20 protein-coding genes are annotated in these 15,409 nt (G+C 62.6%); 13 read left to right on the top strand and 7 right to left on the bottom strand.

Annotation, left to right across the window (positions count from 1 at the left end):
* Nucleotides 1-58: 58 nt before the first annotated feature.
* Nucleotides 59-1,369, top strand: coding sequence for a hemolysin family protein (locus tag NKJ32_RS09290; protein ID WP_023678360.1), 1,311 nt, complete (start codon nt 59-61; stop codon nt 1,367-1,369).
* Between the two features lie 76 nt (nt 1,370-1,445).
* Entirely contained in the window at nt 1,446-2,183 is a 738-nt protein-coding gene (locus tag NKJ32_RS09285; RefSeq protein WP_352684361.1) for a class I SAM-dependent DNA methyltransferase, read from the top strand.
* A 133-nt stretch (nt 2,184-2,316) separates the two neighbouring features.
* On the opposite strand, the gene arr is transcribed toward NKJ32_RS09285, so the two are convergent.
* Nucleotides 2,317-2,724: an NAD(+)--rifampin ADP-ribosyltransferase gene (gene arr, locus NKJ32_RS09280; protein ID WP_502902686.1), complete on the bottom strand. Its 408-nt coding sequence runs from the start codon at nt 2,722-2,724 to the stop codon at nt 2,317-2,319.
* 214 nt (nt 2,725-2,938) lie between these two features.
* Here arr and NKJ32_RS09275 point away from each other — a divergent pair, with 214 nt between their 5' ends.
* Nucleotides 2,939-3,232, top strand: coding sequence for a hypothetical protein (locus NKJ32_RS09275; protein WP_352541050.1), 294 nt, complete (start codon nt 2,939-2,941; stop codon nt 3,230-3,232).
* Between the two features lie 52 nt (nt 3,233-3,284).
* On the opposite strand, the gene NKJ32_RS09270 is transcribed toward NKJ32_RS09275, so the two are convergent.
* Complete coding sequence (locus NKJ32_RS09270) at nt 3,285-3,575, bottom strand: hypothetical protein (RefSeq protein ID WP_352684358.1); 291 nt, start codon at nt 3,573-3,575, stop codon at nt 3,285-3,287.
* A 368-nt stretch (nt 3,576-3,943) separates the two neighbouring features.
* Here NKJ32_RS09270 and NKJ32_RS09265 point away from each other — a divergent pair, with 368 nt between their 5' ends.
* From NKJ32_RS09265 to NKJ32_RS09255, 3 genes are all read left to right on the top strand, one after another.
* Nucleotides 3,944-5,941 carry an ABC transporter ATP-binding protein/permease gene (locus tag NKJ32_RS09265; RefSeq protein ID WP_352684355.1) on the top strand — a complete coding sequence of 666 codons (1,998 nt, stop codon included), beginning with the start codon at nt 3,944-3,946 and terminating at the stop codon, nt 5,939-5,941.
* Nucleotides 5,942-6,198: 257 nt separating this feature from the next.
* Nucleotides 6,199-6,672: a VOC family protein gene (locus NKJ32_RS09260; protein WP_352450557.1), complete on the top strand. Its 474-nt coding sequence runs from the start codon at nt 6,199-6,201 to the stop codon at nt 6,670-6,672.
* An 84-nt stretch (nt 6,673-6,756) separates the two neighbouring features.
* Complete coding sequence (locus NKJ32_RS09255) at nt 6,757-7,539, top strand: class I SAM-dependent methyltransferase (protein WP_352827391.1); 783 nt, start codon at nt 6,757-6,759, stop codon at nt 7,537-7,539.
* Between the two features lie 39 nt (nt 7,540-7,578).
* Here NKJ32_RS09255 and gcvA read toward each other — a convergent pair whose 3' ends face one another.
* A complete protein-coding gene (gcvA, locus tag NKJ32_RS09250; protein ID WP_352645015.1) occupies nt 7,579-8,472 on the bottom strand; it encodes a transcriptional regulator GcvA in 894 nt (297 codons plus the stop codon).
* 208 nt (nt 8,473-8,680) lie between these two features.
* On the opposite strand from gcvA, the gene NKJ32_RS09245 reads away from it, so the two are divergent.
* From NKJ32_RS09245 to NKJ32_RS09225, 5 genes are all read left to right on the top strand, one after another.
* Nucleotides 8,681-8,866 (top strand): DUF1127 domain-containing protein, encoded by a 186-nt coding sequence (locus NKJ32_RS09245; protein ID WP_352456959.1) that lies wholly within the window; start codon nt 8,681-8,683, stop codon nt 8,864-8,866.
* Between the two features lie 72 nt (nt 8,867-8,938).
* Nucleotides 8,939-9,424: a VOC family protein gene (locus NKJ32_RS09240; protein WP_352623119.1), complete on the top strand. Its 486-nt coding sequence runs from the start codon at nt 8,939-8,941 to the stop codon at nt 9,422-9,424.
* 36 nt (nt 9,425-9,460) lie between these two features.
* On the top strand, nt 9,461-10,186 hold the full coding sequence (locus NKJ32_RS09235; RefSeq protein WP_352567972.1) for an SDR family oxidoreductase: 726 nt from the start codon (nt 9,461-9,463) through the stop codon (nt 10,184-10,186).
* A 234-nt stretch (nt 10,187-10,420) separates the two neighbouring features.
* Nucleotides 10,421-10,855, top strand: coding sequence for an FKBP-type peptidyl-prolyl cis-trans isomerase (locus NKJ32_RS09230; protein ID WP_352456956.1), 435 nt, complete (start codon nt 10,421-10,423; stop codon nt 10,853-10,855).
* 368 nt (nt 10,856-11,223) lie between these two features.
* Nucleotides 11,224-11,814, top strand: coding sequence for an HAD family acid phosphatase (locus NKJ32_RS09225; RefSeq protein WP_352827387.1), 591 nt, complete (start codon nt 11,224-11,226; stop codon nt 11,812-11,814).
* Between the two features lie 49 nt (nt 11,815-11,863).
* Here the strand turns inward: NKJ32_RS09225 and NKJ32_RS09220 are convergent, their stop codons facing one another.
* Nucleotides 11,864-12,844: a quinone oxidoreductase family protein gene (locus NKJ32_RS09220; protein ID WP_352567974.1), complete on the bottom strand. Its 981-nt coding sequence runs from the start codon at nt 12,842-12,844 to the stop codon at nt 11,864-11,866.
* A 98-nt stretch (nt 12,845-12,942) separates the two neighbouring features.
* On the opposite strand from NKJ32_RS09220, the gene NKJ32_RS09215 reads away from it, so the two are divergent.
* The gene (locus NKJ32_RS09215) at nt 12,943-13,335 is read left to right on the top strand and encodes a winged helix-turn-helix transcriptional regulator (RefSeq protein WP_023678376.1); all 393 of its coding nucleotides are present in this window, start codon (nt 12,943-12,945) and stop codon (nt 13,333-13,335) included.
* 74 nt (nt 13,336-13,409) lie between these two features.
* Here the strand turns inward: NKJ32_RS09215 and NKJ32_RS09210 are convergent, their stop codons facing one another.
* Nucleotides 13,410-14,015 carry an NADPH-dependent FMN reductase gene (locus NKJ32_RS09210; RefSeq protein ID WP_023678377.1) on the bottom strand — a complete coding sequence of 202 codons (606 nt, stop codon included), beginning with the start codon at nt 14,013-14,015 and terminating at the stop codon, nt 13,410-13,412.
* A gap of 91 nt (nt 14,016-14,106) precedes the next feature.
* On the opposite strand from NKJ32_RS09210, the gene NKJ32_RS09205 reads away from it, so the two are divergent.
* Nucleotides 14,107-14,475 carry a winged helix-turn-helix transcriptional regulator gene (locus NKJ32_RS09205; protein ID WP_023678378.1) on the top strand — a complete coding sequence of 123 codons (369 nt, stop codon included), beginning with the start codon at nt 14,107-14,109 and terminating at the stop codon, nt 14,473-14,475.
* Nucleotides 14,476-14,524: 49 nt separating this feature from the next.
* Here NKJ32_RS09205 and NKJ32_RS09200 read toward each other — a convergent pair whose 3' ends face one another.
* Nucleotides 14,525-14,845 carry a hypothetical protein gene (locus tag NKJ32_RS09200; RefSeq protein WP_352567975.1) on the bottom strand — a complete coding sequence of 107 codons (321 nt, stop codon included), beginning with the start codon at nt 14,843-14,845 and terminating at the stop codon, nt 14,525-14,527.
* 143 nt (nt 14,846-14,988) lie between these two features.
* The gene (locus tag NKJ32_RS09195) at nt 14,989-15,384 is read right to left on the bottom strand and encodes an acyl-CoA thioesterase (protein ID WP_023678380.1); all 396 of its coding nucleotides are present in this window, start codon (nt 15,382-15,384) and stop codon (nt 14,989-14,991) included.
* Nucleotides 15,385-15,409: the final 25 nt, after the last annotated feature.

The raw sequence follows: 15,409 nt of genomic DNA, 5'->3' as shown, positions 1-15,409 counted from the left end.
TTTAAAAAGCGCGACCGTCCTATTTTCGAAAACCGCGCGGCAATGCTATGGACCCGGCATGCTTTATGCTGAAATTGCCATCGTGGTCGTCCTCATCTGCGTGAACGGCCTTCTGTCGATGTCCGAACTCGCCATCGTCTCGTCGCGGCCGGCGCGCCTCAAGACGATGATCGACCGCAACGTCAAGGGCGCCGGCCGGGCCCTGGCGCTCGGCGCCAATCCGGGAAAATTCCTGTCCTCGGTGCAGATCGGCATCACTTTGGTCGGCGTCTTGTCCGGTGCCTTTTCCGGCGCCACGCTCGGCGAGCGGCTGGCCACCTCCCTGGCGTCGGCCGGCATCCGCGAAAGCCTCGCCGATCCGCTCGGCGTCGGCATCGTCGTTGCCCTCATCACCTATGGCTCGCTGATCATCGGCGAACTGGTGCCCAAGCAGATCGCATTGCGCGACCCCGAACGGGTAGCCGTCAGGGTCGCCCCGGCAATGACCATCCTCGCCAGCGTCTCGGCGCCGCTGGTCTTCCTGCTCGATTTTTCCGGCCGCGCCCTCCTGTGGCTGCTTGGCCAGCGCGGTCAGAGCGAGGATAAGGTCACCGACGAGGAGATCAAGATGCTGGTCGCCGAAGCCGAGCACCACGGCACCATCGAATCCGACGAACGGCGGATGATCGCCGGCGTCATGCGGCTCGGCGACCGTGCCGTGCGCGCGGTGATGACGCCGCGCACCGAGGTCGACTGGATCAATCTGCAATCCGACGAGGCGGCCATCAGGAGGCTGCTGATGGACACCCAGCATTCGCGCCTGCCGGCCGGCGACGGCGGCGTCGACGCCATGATCGGCGTCGTCCAGACCCGCGACGTGCTGGCCGCAATGCTCGGCGGCCGCGCTCTCGACCCGCGCCGGCACGTGCGGGCCGCGCCGATCGTGCATGACCAGGCCGACGCGCTGGACGTGCTTGCGACACTGAAGGAATCCGACGTGCCGATGGCGCTGGTGCATGACGAATACGGCCATTTCGAAGGCATCGTCACCCCGGCCGACATTCTGGAGGCGATCACCGGCGTCTTCCGTTCGGATCTCGACGCCGGCGAAGAGGAAAACGCCGTCAAGCGCGAGGACGGCTCATGGCTGCTCGCCGGCTACATGCAGGCCGACGAGATGGCAGAGGTCCTCGGCATCGACCTGCCTGAGAGCCGCGACTACGAAACCGTCGCCGGCTATGTGCTGTCGCATTTGCACCATCTGCCGGCGACCGGCGAATGTGTCGACGCGCAAGGCTGGCGTTTCGAGGTCGTCGACCTCGACGGCCGCCGCATCGACAAGCTCATCGCCACCCGCCTGCCCGGCCGCCACCGCGAGGTCGTGCGGTAACGATCGACGCGACTTATGGGCTATATGCTCGCGGCGACACCGCTCGCACAGTCAAAGTTGATTGGGAATACCGCCTATGGTCGACCACCTTTTCGCCGACCCATATCTCGCTGCCGTCTACGACGCCTGGCACCCGAGATCTGCGCGCGACGACTATGATTTCTACCTGCCCCGCATTCTAACAGCAGACGCGGTGCTTGATGTCGGATGTGGAACGGGCACCCTCCTTCACGAGGCACGCCTGGCCGGACATTCAGGGCGGCTCTGCGGCATCGACCCAGCACCCGGCGTGTTGAATCGCGCACGAACGCGCGCGGATATCGAATGGGTTCTCGGCGATCTCCAATCGGCCGGCTGGACAGCCGAGTTTGATCTCATTGTGATGACGGGGCACGCATTCCAGGCCCTTGTCAGCGACGAAGACCTGAGGGATTTCATGGCGGCTGTCCGACACGCCCTTGTGCCAGGCGGATGCTTCGCGTTCGAAACGCGGAACCCTTCGGTGCGGGCGTGGGAGCACTGGACACCCGAAAATGCGGTCGTCGTTGAGCTGCCTGACGGGTCGCTGGTGCAGATCACAACAGAGGTGATCATGCCGTTCGATGGACAGACGGTGACATTCACCCACAGGTTCGGCGGAAAGCATCCGAGCCTTCCGCAAGTTAGTCGCAGCACCTTGCGATTCCTCGAGACGGACGCCTTATCGAGCCTGCTGGGGAACGCGGGGCTACGGATCGAACAGCAATTCGGCGGCTTTGACGGCAGCCCACTTGGCCCTTCGAGCCCAGAGATCATCACGTTCGCGACGAGATGAAAAGGAGCATCCGCTCTCCAGCCCTGCAAGCAACGACAACTCGCGGACCCATTGCGGACGTGGAGCCGTATTTCGCGGGGACTGCCGCCGACCGTAGGTCAGAGCCAAGCTTGGCAATCGCAGGGCTCAGCGATCAATCGATTGCCTCGATGCCTTGTGCCTTCAGCCGTTCGAGATGGTCCTTCATCTCTTTCAGCCGCTCGGGGGAGTGGCCCTGCCACTCGGTGACCTCGCCCGTGATCCTGAGCGGCTCGCGGCGGCGATAGGACGGCGTCGGATTGCCGGGAAATTTCTTGTCCGTAAGATTGGGGTCGTCCATGACCGGGCCGGTTGGTTCCACGATGTAGATCCTTTCGCGTCCGTCACCGGCGGCCAGTTCTGCACCCCAGATAGCTGCATCCAGAGTGCCGGTTAGATGGACCCAGGCTGCCTGCTTTCGCGCCCCGTAATTGGAGTTGTAACCGGCTTCGATCAGGTCTCCCGGTTTAATGTCGGCCCGGGTGCCGTGGTAGAATTGGCGCGGCTGGTCGGAGGCTGTCATCGGCTCGCTACTCATCCTCGTTGTCTCAGGCATCATGGTGTCGTGGCGCGCACTATTTCATGCACGTCATCGAATCAAGCCTCCGGCCACGCGGTTATCGGACGTCCGCGCTCAGCGCTCCCGACACCCATTCCGGTCATACCGCCCGATGCGCGCTAGCGGTCGGCTGCCGGCGCGGTTATTATCGGCGCCTGCACCGTCGCTAAGGTGGAAAATGGATCTGCAAGCCTTCAGGGAATCGATTGCGAAACCACAGCCGCCAGCCGGCTTGAGCCCTGCCCTGCAGGCGCTGTGGTGGGATGCAAAGGGCGATTGGGCTAAGGCGCACGAGTGCGCGCAGCAGCGCGACGATACGGCGGGCATGCACGTGCATGCCTATCTCCACCGCAAGGAAGGCGACCAGTCGAATGCGGAATATTGGTATCGCCGCAGCAACGCGGCGCCGTCGACCTTAACGCTTGACGAGGAATGGCAAGAGTTGGCACGTACACTTTTGCAGCAAAGCTGACGCTTGCTCAGTCATCATAAAATAGCTGGTCCTGCATCCACTCTCCGGGGTTTCAGCTGGCGCCCTGTGGCTTGTCCCTGCCGTTCCATTCCGCATTGCGCGCCCGCGCCTCTTCGGCGATCAGCTTGAACTCCCGCATCTTCGCAGCTTCGATGGCGAATGCGCGGCTTGGCAGGACGCCAGGGTCCTCCTGACTGTTCTGAAACTGAAAACGGGCCTCCAGTTCGGCCCATATTCGCTCGGGTGCCGTATCCTTGCTGGCAAGCAGCGCAACGACCAGCGCCAGAGTCTCGCGCTGGGCGTTCAGCCGCCCTTCGATCTCTTCATTCGGCAATTCGGACATGCGGGTCGCTTCCAGTTTCTGGCTCAACGGCAAAATCGCACCCTTGTTCCGGAACTCGGGGCTGGCGCGGTCCGGCTGGGCAGCAGATGCTCGCAATCGCAATCGAGATGATCTCTCCTCCTCGATCCTGTTGACTCGGGCCGATGGCACTTCTCGCGCCGCTTGCGTCCAGCCTCTTCGAATGCAGCATGCGGACAAATCTTGAGAGCCTGAAGCGAATTCTGCCCCGCAACGATCAAAGCCTGTCATCGAGAACGACCATAGGCTGCTGCGAGCACCGGAACAGCTGAGAAGCCTTGGCGTTGTTGGCATCTGGGATCTCGAGCGGACGCTATGAAACCTTCTGATTTTTAAGCCGTTATCGCCGGATGCCCGAGGCTAAATTTAAGCTGAAATCGGTTGACGGCGCCCAATCGCGCTATGCCGAGAAGCCGCGCCACGAGAAACAATCGACTGTCGAAGTCGCGTCCGAGGTCGTCGGCGAGCCCGCGCCGCCGCCGGATGTCACCGAACCCGGTCCGGAGCTGACACCTGAAGAGGCCGAGCGGGCGCGCAAGAGATACCTGCTTAAGCGCTTCTGGATCAGCGCGCGCGGTTACTGGGGCGGCAGTGGCGACAGGGTGGCTTGGCCGTTGACGATCGGGCTGTTGGTTCTGATCGTCACCAATGTCGGCTTCCAGTATGGGATCAATGTCTGGAATCGCGCAATTTTCGACGCCATTGAGCAACGCAATGCCCATACCGTATATTGGCTGAGCGCCGTTTTCGTGCCACTCGTGCTCGGAAGCGCCAGCCTTGTGGTGGCGCAAGTCTTCTTTCGCATGAGGATACAGCGCCGCTGGCGTTCCTGGCTCACCACTGCGGTCATCGCGCGCTGGCTCGCAAGCGGCCGCTACTATCAGCTGAACCTCGTCGGCGGCGATCATAGCAACCCCGAAGCCCGCATCGCCGAGGATTTGCGGATTGCCACCGAATCGCCCGTCGATTTCATCGCCGGTGTCATCGTCGCATTTCTGTCGGCCTCGACCTTCATCGTGGTGCTCTGGACGATCGGCGGCGCCCTGACCCTGACGATTGCAGGTTCGACCGTCACCGTTCCCGGCTTCCTGGTCATCACCGCAGTGCTCTATTCCGCGATCACGTCCACTTCGATGGCGGTCATTGGCCGCCATTTCGTCCACCTCTCCGAGGGAAAAAATCAGGCGGAAGCCGAGTTCCGCTACACGCTGACGCGCGTGCGGGAAAACGGCGAGAGCATCGCATTGCTCGGCGGCGAGGAGGAGGAGCGCAGCGGCATGGACAAGACATTTGCCCATGTGCTCAGGCAATGGGCGCTCCTTGCAGGCCAGCACATGCGCACGGCGCTGGTGTCTCAGGGGTCGAGCCTGTTTGCGCCTGTCGTGCCGGTCTTGCTTTGCGCTCCAAAGTTCCTCGAAGGCAGCATGACACTTGGACAGGTCATGCAGGCTGCCTCGGCCTTTGCCATCGTGCAGGGCGCGTTCGGATGGCTGGTCGACAACTATCCCCGTCTCGCCGATTGGAACGCCTGTGCACGGCGCATCGCCTCGCTGATGATGTCGCTCGACGGGCTCGAGCGGGCGGAACAGAGCAACACGCTGGGACGCATAAAGCGCGGCGAGACCGGCGGCAATGCGATGCTCAGCCTGAACAATCTCTCCGTGTCGCTCGACGACGGCACCGCCGTGGTCAAGGAAACCGAGGTCGTGATCGAACCAGGCGAGCGGGTGCTCGTCGCCGGCGAATCCGGCTCGGGCAAGAGTACGCTGGTGCGGGCCGTCGCGGGTCTGTGGCCATGGGGTAGCGGCAGCGTCAACATCCGCGCCGACAGACGGTTGTTCATGTTGCCGCAACGGCCCTACATCCCGACCGGGACGCTTCGCCGCGCTGTCGCCTATCCAGGCGCCGCCGACAACTGGACGCTGGATAAGATCAAGGCTGCCCTCGACAAGGTGGGACTCGACTACCTCAACGACCGGATCGAGGAGGACGCGCCATGGGACCAGACCTTGTCGGGTGGCGAAAAGCAGCGCCTCGCCTTCGCGCGTCTTCTGCTGCACCGCCCCGATATCATCGTGCTGGACGAGGCAACGTCGGCACTCGATGAGAAGAGCCAGGACAAGATGATGGAGATGATTATTCGCGAATTGCCGAAGGTCACCATCATAAGCGTAGCGCACCGCGCCGAGCTGGAGGCGTTCCACAGCCGCAAGATCACATTGGAGCGGCACAAGGGCGGCGCAAAACTTGTCAGCGATATCGAACTCGTCCCGCGCAAGGACAGACGGAACTTGCTCATGCGCCTTCTGAGGCAACGGCGCGCCAACGGAAAGCCAGCGCGACCTTGAGCAAAGCGGCGCTGCCCTACGCAAAGAGTGAGGCCGCCGGTCGGACTAGGCGGACCATCGCCGGTTCGAGTCACTGCCCGCATCTGGTCCTGAAAGCACCAGCCGTGGTACCTTGATTCCGGGCAGCTGCTGCTGTCGGAACGTCGATGGCACGAGCGCATTTCCATGTCCGGTGCAACGCCGAGGCCAGCTGTAAAAACCCGGGTTGATTTCAAAAGCGCAGATTGATTTCGAAAGCAAAGGGACCAGCAATGACAATCGCCAAGAACACGATCTGCCTTTGGTACGACAAGGACGCCGAGGCTGCGGCCCGCTTCTATTCCGAGATTTTTCCCGACAGTTCGGTGAAATCCGTCCACCGCGCTCCCAGCGACTACCCGTCCGGCAAGGCAGGCGACGTGCTGACGGTCGAGTTCACGGTCGCCGGCATCCCCTGTCTCGGCCTCAATGGCGGGCCCGCGTTTAAACACAACGAAGCCTTCTCCTTCCAGATCGCCACCGACGATCAGCAGGAGACCGACCGCTATTGGAACGCCATCGTCGGCAATGGCGGCCAGGAAAGTGCCTGCGGCTGGTGCAAGGACAAATGGGGCATCTCCTGGCAAATCACGCCGCGCGTGCTGACCGAAGCGATGGCCGCCGGCGGCGATGAAGCAAAGCGCGCATTCGAGGCGATGATGGAGATGAAGAAAATCGACGTTGCAGCGATCGAGGCGGCGCGGCGCGGCTGACAGTTCGGGGGTGGCCCGACGCGAAAAGATCAGGGCAGAGCGGCCGGAAATGCTGCCGGCCCATCATCTCCAGGCAGGCGTGCGATGGTGCTGAACTGCGCTGCGTTTTACGACGCCGAACTGCGACGGCACAACGAGGTCTTCAGGGCTGCGGTCAAGGTGGGAACGCGCGATCGCGTGCTCGATATCGGATGCGGTTCGGGACAATCCTCTCGTGATGCTGCCCGTGTCGCGGTGGAAGGCAGCGTGCTCGGCGTGGACGTATCGGCCGAGATGCTCGAGATCGCCCGGAAGTGTAGCGCGAAAGAGGGATTGCGAAACGTCGCCTTTGAGCGCGGCGATGCGCAATTGCTGGTATTTCCGCCTGCCGGCTTCGATCTGTGCATTAGTCGATTTGGAGTGATGTTCTTTGCCGATCCGGCGGCGGCGTTCGCCAATATCGCCCGGGCGATGCGACCAGGGGCACGTCTTGTGTGGATGGTATGGCAATGCCAGGACCGTAACGAGTGGGCAACTGCCATTCAGCGGGCAATTGCGCCGGCGACCGCCATATCGGGGGGCGCCGCCACCCCGTTTTCGCTTGGCGACCCCGCCATCACCGCGGAGATCTTGCGTGCATCCGGTTTTGTTTCGGTCGACTATGCCGAAGTGCATGAGCCGGTCTTCTACGGCCAGGACGTCGATGCGGCCTATGACGCTTTGCTTGGCCTGCAACTGGTCAAGGATCCGCTCGCCCGCGCAGATGTGGATGTCGACGCGGCGCTGCGGCGGTTGCGCGATCTGCTCGACACGCATTTGACCGCGGACGGTGTGCTTTTCGACTCGCGTGCCTGGATCGTCACCGCGTTTCGGGCGAGCCGATGGTGACTGCGCGATGTAGACGATCCTGTTCTCTCGGCCTTTCCGTCAGTCCATTTGCGGCGCGACTTCTGAGAGCAGCCAATCCCGAAAAGCCTTGACTTTGCGCTGACGGATCGCCTCTGGCGGGTAGACGAAATAGAAGCTGGAGGGGGATTTCAGGGCGTGGCCGAAGGGGCGGACGAGTCGCCCGGCGGCAAGGTCGGCCGCAACGAGCATGGTCCGGCCGAGCACCACCCCCTCGCCCTGTGCGGCCGACTCCATGGCAAAGGTGGCAGAGTCAAAGGTAATCCCGCTCTGCGGGTCCACGCCCTCGACCCCGGCGCTTGCCAGCCAGGTCGCCCAGTCGATCGGAAAGCTGTCACGGATCAGCGTGTGGTGTTTGAGGTCCTGAGGCGTGCGGAGCGGATGTGCACCCTCAAGAAGCTTTGGGCTGCACACTGGAAACACCTCCTCGCCGGTGAGGAATTCCGACGTGAGCCCCGGATAGTTTCCGCTGCCATAACGGACGGCGACATCGATGCCGTCGCCGAGGAAGTTGGTCAGCTTCCCGCTTGTCGAAACCCGCACATCGACGTCGCCATGCGCACGGTGAAAGCGATAGAGGCGCGGCACCAGCCATCTCCCCGCAAAGCCATCGGAGGTGCTGACGTTCAATGTCGAGCTTGAATAGCGGGCTGTTGCTGCAGCGGTGGCGGTGGCCAACTGGGCGAGCGCCTCGCGCACCGCCCGCGCATAGGGCTCGCCAACGGCTGTCAGACTCACCGAACGCGTACCGCGCTCGAACAGCTGCACACCGAGCTGATCCTCAAGATTCTTGATCGCCCGGCTGATCGCACCGTGGGTGACATGAAGTTCCTCTGCCGCCTTGGAGAAACTCAACAGGCGCGCCGCGGCCTCGAAACTTGGCAAGGTGGTGAGGGGAGGCAGCTTCCGGGGCATGGATCGATACCTGTACGTGTGAGTGATGCTCACAAATTGTCGCCGATAAGTCGTTTGTCGTCCAGGCCAGAAGCCGGCATATTTGCTCGCGTAATCAGTCATTCACCGCCGCTGCAAAAAGGAGAGTTTGATGTGACTGATACTCTCGCTGACGAAAGTCGCGGGGCAACTGCTGAAACCAAAACTGCCGCCACTCCAGGAGAGCACCATGAACGCCAAACGAGTTGAACCCATCGTCGACGTCCTGACCGGCATGGCCGGCCGCATCCTCGCCTCGAGCAGCCGGCGCCGGACCGGGCGGCAGATTGCACGCTTCTCGACCCGCCGGCTCGAAGACCTCGGATTTGCCCGCGACTGGGACGGCTCGGTCCATCGGCCGTCGGACTACCGCTAGCCTGAACGAAAGCAACAGCGGACAGGCTCTTCGCAAAAGATCGCTGTCGCAAGGAATTAACGGAGAACGGACATGGCCACCATCCACCCATTCCTCTGGTTCAACACCGATGCGGAGCAAGCCCGCGACTTCTATCTCTCGGTCTTCAAGAACAGCAAAGCGCTCCAGACCATCGAATACACCGACTGGGTGTCCGGAACCAACAAGACGGTCCCGCATGCCACCTTCGATTTCGAGCTCGAAGGACTGCACCTTACTGCGCTCAATGCCGGGCCGCAGCCGCCCTTCAACGAGCGGCTCTCGCTCTACATCGAGACCAAGGACCAGGCCGAGACCGACTACTACTATGAGGCGCTCACCGCCGGCGGCGGCAGGGAACAACCCTGCGGCTGGCTCACCGACAGATACGGCGTCTACTGGCAGGTCATCCCGGAAATCCTGCCGCGGCTCAGTGCCGATCCGGACCGCGAAAAGGCCAACCGCGTCCGGCAGGCGATGTATGGGATGCGCAAGATCATCATCGCCGAGCTCGAAGCCGCCTACGCCGGCAAGGCCTGACTCTCCCACCGCAATCGCAACGAACGGAGAACCCTCATGACATCGCTCGTGGACAGGAAAGTCATCGTCGTCGGCGGTAGTTCCGGCATCGGTCTCGGCGTCGCGGAAGCTGCTCTCAACGGCGGAGCGAAGGTCGTGATCGTCGGACGCTCGCCCGAGAAACTGCTGGCTGCCGAACGGACGCTCAATGCGGGCCGCGTGACAAGCGTGGTCGCCGACATGACCGACGAAGCGGACGTCGCCCGCCTGTTCGACGAGGTCGGTCCCTTCGATCACCTCGTATCGACCGCCGGAACACTGCCGCCCGGCGATCCCATCGGCAGTACCGACATGGAGGCTGTGCGAGGCTTCGTCGATAACAAGCTGATTGGCGCCGTCTTGCTCTCCAAGCACGCTGTGCGCACCCTGAAAGCCGGCGGCTCGATGACCTTCACCTCGGGAATAAATAAGGATCGGCCGCCGGTGCCGGGAGGCTCGGTCGTCTCCGCGATTGCCGGTTCATTCAGCTACTTCGCCCGCGCCCTGGCGCTCGAACTGGCCCCGACGCGCGTCAATGTCGTGTCGCCCGGATGGGTCGATACACCGATGTGGGACATTGTTGGAGAAGCCAAATCCAGCTTCTTTGCCGACATGGCTGCCCGGTTGCCATCGAGAAAAATTCCGACCGCAGCGGACGTCGCCGCCGCCTACCTCTACCTCATGGAAAGCGACTTCACCACCGGCGAGACGATCCGCATCGATGGCGGCCATAACCTGATCTAGCCGCCATTTGCACGCCGCCTGAATGGGTTGAGCCGGCATGACCGCTAGTCCGGTGCACTGCTGCCGAAGGCGACGAACGCCGGCGGGTCATGCCGGCGTCGCTCAATCGGGGTTTACATCGGCAGCCAGGTCCCTAGTTTTAGCGTTTCGCGCCGCGCACCTAAGTGCGTGGATGATCGAGGACGGGACCGTGAGCTTTGGCCGGCCCCTCGAAACTTTCAAAGGATGGCTATCATGACACAGGCCAAGAATGGCGACACCGTGCGCATCAATTACAATGGACGCCTGGCAGACGGCACCCAATTCGATTCTTCCGGCAACGAACCGCTGCAATTCACGCTGGGTGAAGGACAAGTGATCCCTGGTCTTGAAACCCATGTCGAGGGCATGGAGGTGGGCGCGAAAAGCACCGTGACTGTTCCCGCCGAGGCCGCCTATGGCCCCCACCGCCCCGAAGCGGTCATGACCGTCGATCGCGCCCGCGTGCCAGACAACATCAACGTCGATATCGGCACTCGATTGCAGGTCAGAACCTCAGAAGGGCGCCCGATGCCGGTAACAGTCGTCGGCGTGGACGACACCAGCGTCAAGCTCGACGGCAATCATCCGTTGGCCGGACGCGATCTCGTGTTCGACGTTGAACTGGTCGAGATCGTTCAGGCGGCGTAGGGCACGGCAAAGCGCGTAACGGCCATGATTTTCGGGTGACGCATTTCGACCGACGGTTCCGGCGGTGCGTCACCTGTCGGAGGCAAAGACCGCGACGGCGGAAATCGTGTAGCGTGCAGCAACCCATAGAGACATTCGGCATCTGGAATGTCCAATTCAGCGTCGCGGTCTCGAGGACCTGTGGAAGACCTCGCTTGACAGCCGACTTCTCGTGACCGCAAAGTCCCGTGATGCGGGCGATTGGTTGGAATAGAATTGCGCGTGCCGGTGCAATCGTGCTGATGATCGGCACAAATGTTCCTCGGCCGGCGCGTTCCGACTCGCTCCTTCTCACAAGCCCGTCCCAGCCAGCCAATGTCGGCGATGCGATGCTGGCGGCTGCCAATTATCATGATTCCGGCGACTATGACCGCGACCTGGCCACTGTGGCGAATCAGGCAGGCGACTGGGTCATCAAGCGCGCAATGGAGGTGCCTCGCCCCGCACTGGTGCTCGATATCGACGAGACGGCTTTGGCCAACTGGGAGGTGATCACACGTGACAATTTCGGCCGCCCGATCGGCGGCGCCTGCGACATCGCAATCGATGGTCCCTGTGGCTGGGCCGCCTGGGATCAGCTTGCGAAGGATCCGGCCATCGACGCCGTGCTGGAGGTCTTCCGGCAGGCACGAGCGGCGAAAGTCGCGGTGTTCTTCATCACCGGACGTCCGGAGGACCAGCGTCAGGCAACCGAACAGAACCTGCAGTCGGCCGGCTATGCCGGCTACGAGCACCTTTACATGGTCCAGCCTGGGGCCAAATACGGCTCCGCCGCAGATTTCAAGGCACCCATAAGGGCCGAAATCGAAAAGGCCGGCTACACGATAATTGCCAATGTCCGTGACCAGCCATCCGACCTGTTCGGTGGGCATGCCGAGAAGCTGTTCCTGCTGCCTAATCCGTTCTACCGGGTTCGCTGACGGCCGGAACGGCACAAGCCCGGATCCTCGGCTCCTTGCCGAGCACCTACTAAGGTATCAGGACAACTTTGCCGGTCGCGCCGCGCTCGTCCAGCAGGCGATGTGCGTGGCTGGCCTGGTCGAGCGGGAAGCGGCCACCTTTGGTCACCATAAGCTGACCACCAGCGGCCAGATCGAAAAGCTCCAAAAGGCAGTCACGGAGACCGTCCGTAGACAGCAACGGCAGCAGGGCAAAACCCTTCAGCGACTGGTTGCGACCGATCATCGCCTCCATCTCCGGGGCGCCGAGCGCGTATCTGCCAAGTGCTGCAAACACCAACTCTCCGCGAGGTGCCAGAGCCTCCAGCGCAACCGCCGTCAGCGGGCCGCCGACAATGTCGTAGATGATGTCGACGCCAGCGCCACCTGTCGCTGCCCGGACGTGCACCGGCCAATCCGTGTTGCTGTAGTCGACGGCAGCATCGGATCCCAGCGACAAAGCAAGGTCGAGCTTGGCCTTGCTGCCGGCTGCCGCGATGACACGGCTAGCGCCGGCGCGCTTGGCAAGCTGGACGAGCAACGAACCGACGCCGCCCGCGGCAGCGGCGACCAGCACCGATCTGCCGGCCGGCGGGCTTTGCCGCGATAGATACAATGCCGTCAGTCCTTGCACCATCAATGCCGTCGCGTTTTCGAACGAGAGCGAATCCGGCAAGGGCACGGTCAGGCTTGCGTCGATCGTCACATACTCGGCATAGCCGCCAAACGGGCGGCTCGAGGCGAACAACGGTGCGGCGACGCGCGTGCCGAGCAAGGAAGCGTCCGCCCCCTGGCCAAGCGCCTCCACGATCCCGGCGGCCTCGACGCCAGGGATCATCGGCAGTTGCGGCGTCACCGCATAGCGATCCGCGCGCATCAGCACTTCGAAGAAATTCACCCCGGCCGCATGAACGCGGACCAAGACTTCGCCGGCTTGCGGCTCAGGCTTCGGCACCGCGACTATGTCGAGAACGTCGGGCCCGCCGAAGCGGCTCAGTTGAATGGCTCTCATCGCATGCACCGATCGCTGTTGGCATCGGCCGCTGTTTGCCACTATCTGCCTGGCTTCGACTACACACCGATTTGTCCGCTGCTGACCGGGAGGTGACCATGGCCAAGCTGATCAAGAGACTGCCGACGCTGCCGGCGGAGCGCGCGCTGAAAGTGATTTCGGGCCGCTGGAAGGCGGTCATCCTGTACCATCTCTTCGACGGCCCCCGGCGGCTGTCGGCGCTGCAGGCGCTGATGCCCGATATCACCCAGAAAGTGCTGATCCAGCAACTTCGCGAAATGGAAGAGCACGGCCTCGTCCGCCGCGAGATCTTTGCCGAGATACCTTCGCGCGTCGAATATTCGGCGACGCGGCTCGGCCTCAGCCTCGAGCCGATCCTGCTGGCACTTTGCCAGTGGGGCCAGCATCACGCCGACGAGCTGAATGAGATGGACCGCCTTGCCGATTGCATCATCAGACCACGGCAAGCGCAGGACGCCCATGCCGTGTGAACAAAAAGGGCGGCGCATGCGCCGCCCCAATGCTTGGGAGAATTAATCCTTGGGAGGACTGCTCGAACCTGTGCTCAGGCCGCCTTGACTTCCTCGGCGACGGCATCGGCCTGACGCGCCGTCTTCAGCACCCTGGCCCACCATGCAATGTCGTTGACCAGCGCGGTTGCCGCCTGGTTGAGGTGCTCGAACTCATCGAGCTTCTTGTCGCCTTGCTTGACGGCAAGGAAATCGGCCCAGGCGATGTGTACGGCGGACTTCACCGGCGCCATCTGCAACTCGACCGCATGCAGCCTCAGCTGCTCGACCGCGCGCGCGCCACCGACGCTGCCATAGCCGACGAAGCCGGCCGGCTTCTTGTTCCACTCGTTGGCGGCGTAGTCGATGGCGTTCTTCAGCACGGCCGTCGGGCCATGATTGTATTCCGCGGCGGTGAAGATGAAGCCGTCGAATCCGGCGACCTTCTTTTGCCAGCGCTGCGCCACTTCGTTCTGCGACGGCACCCAGGCGGAGGATGCGACCTCATCGAAGAACGGCAGCGGGAAATCGCGCAGGTCGACGACTTCAACGTCGATGTCGGCGTGCGACTTGGCTATCTTGGCAATCCATTGGGTCGGGACGTCGGCAAAGCGGGCCGCGCGGGTTGAACCAATGATGATGGCGATTTTGGGTTTTGACATAGAGGGGGCTCTCCTTACGGGAATACTGGTATCGTTTGGATACCTGAGCTATATGAGTAACTGGCCGCTCAATGTGCAAGGAGGCACTTTTTTGTTACCAAGGCACCCGCACCGCACCGAGGACTGCCGCGCCATCTCGGAAATCCTGCAGCGCGTCGGCGACAAATGGACGGTGCTCGTGGTCGGCAAGCTTGGCAACGGGCCGCTGCGTTTCAACGAGTTGCGCAGCGCCGTCGGCGGCATTTCGCAAAAGATGCTGACCACGACCTTGCGCGGGCTCGAGCGCGACGGCTTCGTTACGCGCACCGTGTTCCCGACCATCCCGCCGCGGGTCGACTACGAATTGACCGATCTTGGCTACGAACTGCTGGTGCCGGTCGATGCGCTCGGCGAATGGGCACGCAAGAACACCGAGCGCGTCAAGGCGGCGCGCGAGAAGTTCGACGCCATGCACAGCTGAACCCTTGTGCTGCAAGGGTTTGAACCTGTCGGGGAGCCTCGGATGAGCGCTACTGCTGTAACTGCATCTTGCTCTTCGGCAGCTTCTCGATCCGGTTCCATTTCGGGTTGGGACTGACCACCCTGCCGCCAATCGTGCAGGTCGTGGTCGTCTCCTTGCGGCAATTGCTCACCGTCGTGCCGCTGGTGTCGCATTTCGTCGCCGAGCAGATCTCGCACTTGGCCGCTTGCCCGTTGATGGTGCGGTTTTCCGACGTGCAGGTGGCGCCTGGATCGCCTTTTTTGACCTCGGCCAAAGCGCTTGCTGACGACAGGCAGAGCAAGGCTGCAAAGGCACCCGCCAGGGCAGCGTTCAGCATGTGTTGACGCATTGTCTTTCCTCCCAAGATCCCGTCGGTCGCGCTGCAGGCGCGCATGCGGGAACCCGTTAGCCAAAGACCACGCGGGATCGCTGTCCGCATCCCCCGCGCGGGAGAGACGGCTGTTTAAATCCGTCTTCTGGAATCAGGCCGGGTCAGCCTTCGGCCGGAACCGCCTTCGGCTTGCCTTCGCCGTCCAGCGCCACCATGACGAAGTCGGCATGGGTGACCTTCTCCATCAGGTCGGAGAGATAGCGCTGCGCCCAGGCCTCGACCTTGAGCGTCATCGAGGTGCGGCCGACGCGTTCGACATGCGTATAGATGCACAGCGTGTCGCCGATCTTCATCGGTTTGGCGAAGGACATTTCCTTCACCGCCGCCGTCACCACGCGGCCCTTGGCGCGCTCGGCGGCGCGGATGCCGCAGGCGAGATCCATCTGCGCCATCACCCAGCCGCCAAAAATGTCGCCTGCCGCATTGGCGTCGGAAGGCATGGCCAGCGTCCTGAGCGTCAGATCGCCGATCGGCCGCCCGTCCGCGTAATGCACCATTTGGCCAATCCTCTCGAAGCCGATT

Source organism: Mesorhizobium sp. M0159, from assembly GCF_040322295.1.
In the GTDB taxonomy this organism is placed as follows: domain Bacteria; phylum Pseudomonadota; class Alphaproteobacteria; order Rhizobiales; family Rhizobiaceae; genus Mesorhizobium.
This window is presented reverse-complemented; position numbering and strand designations above follow the sequence as displayed.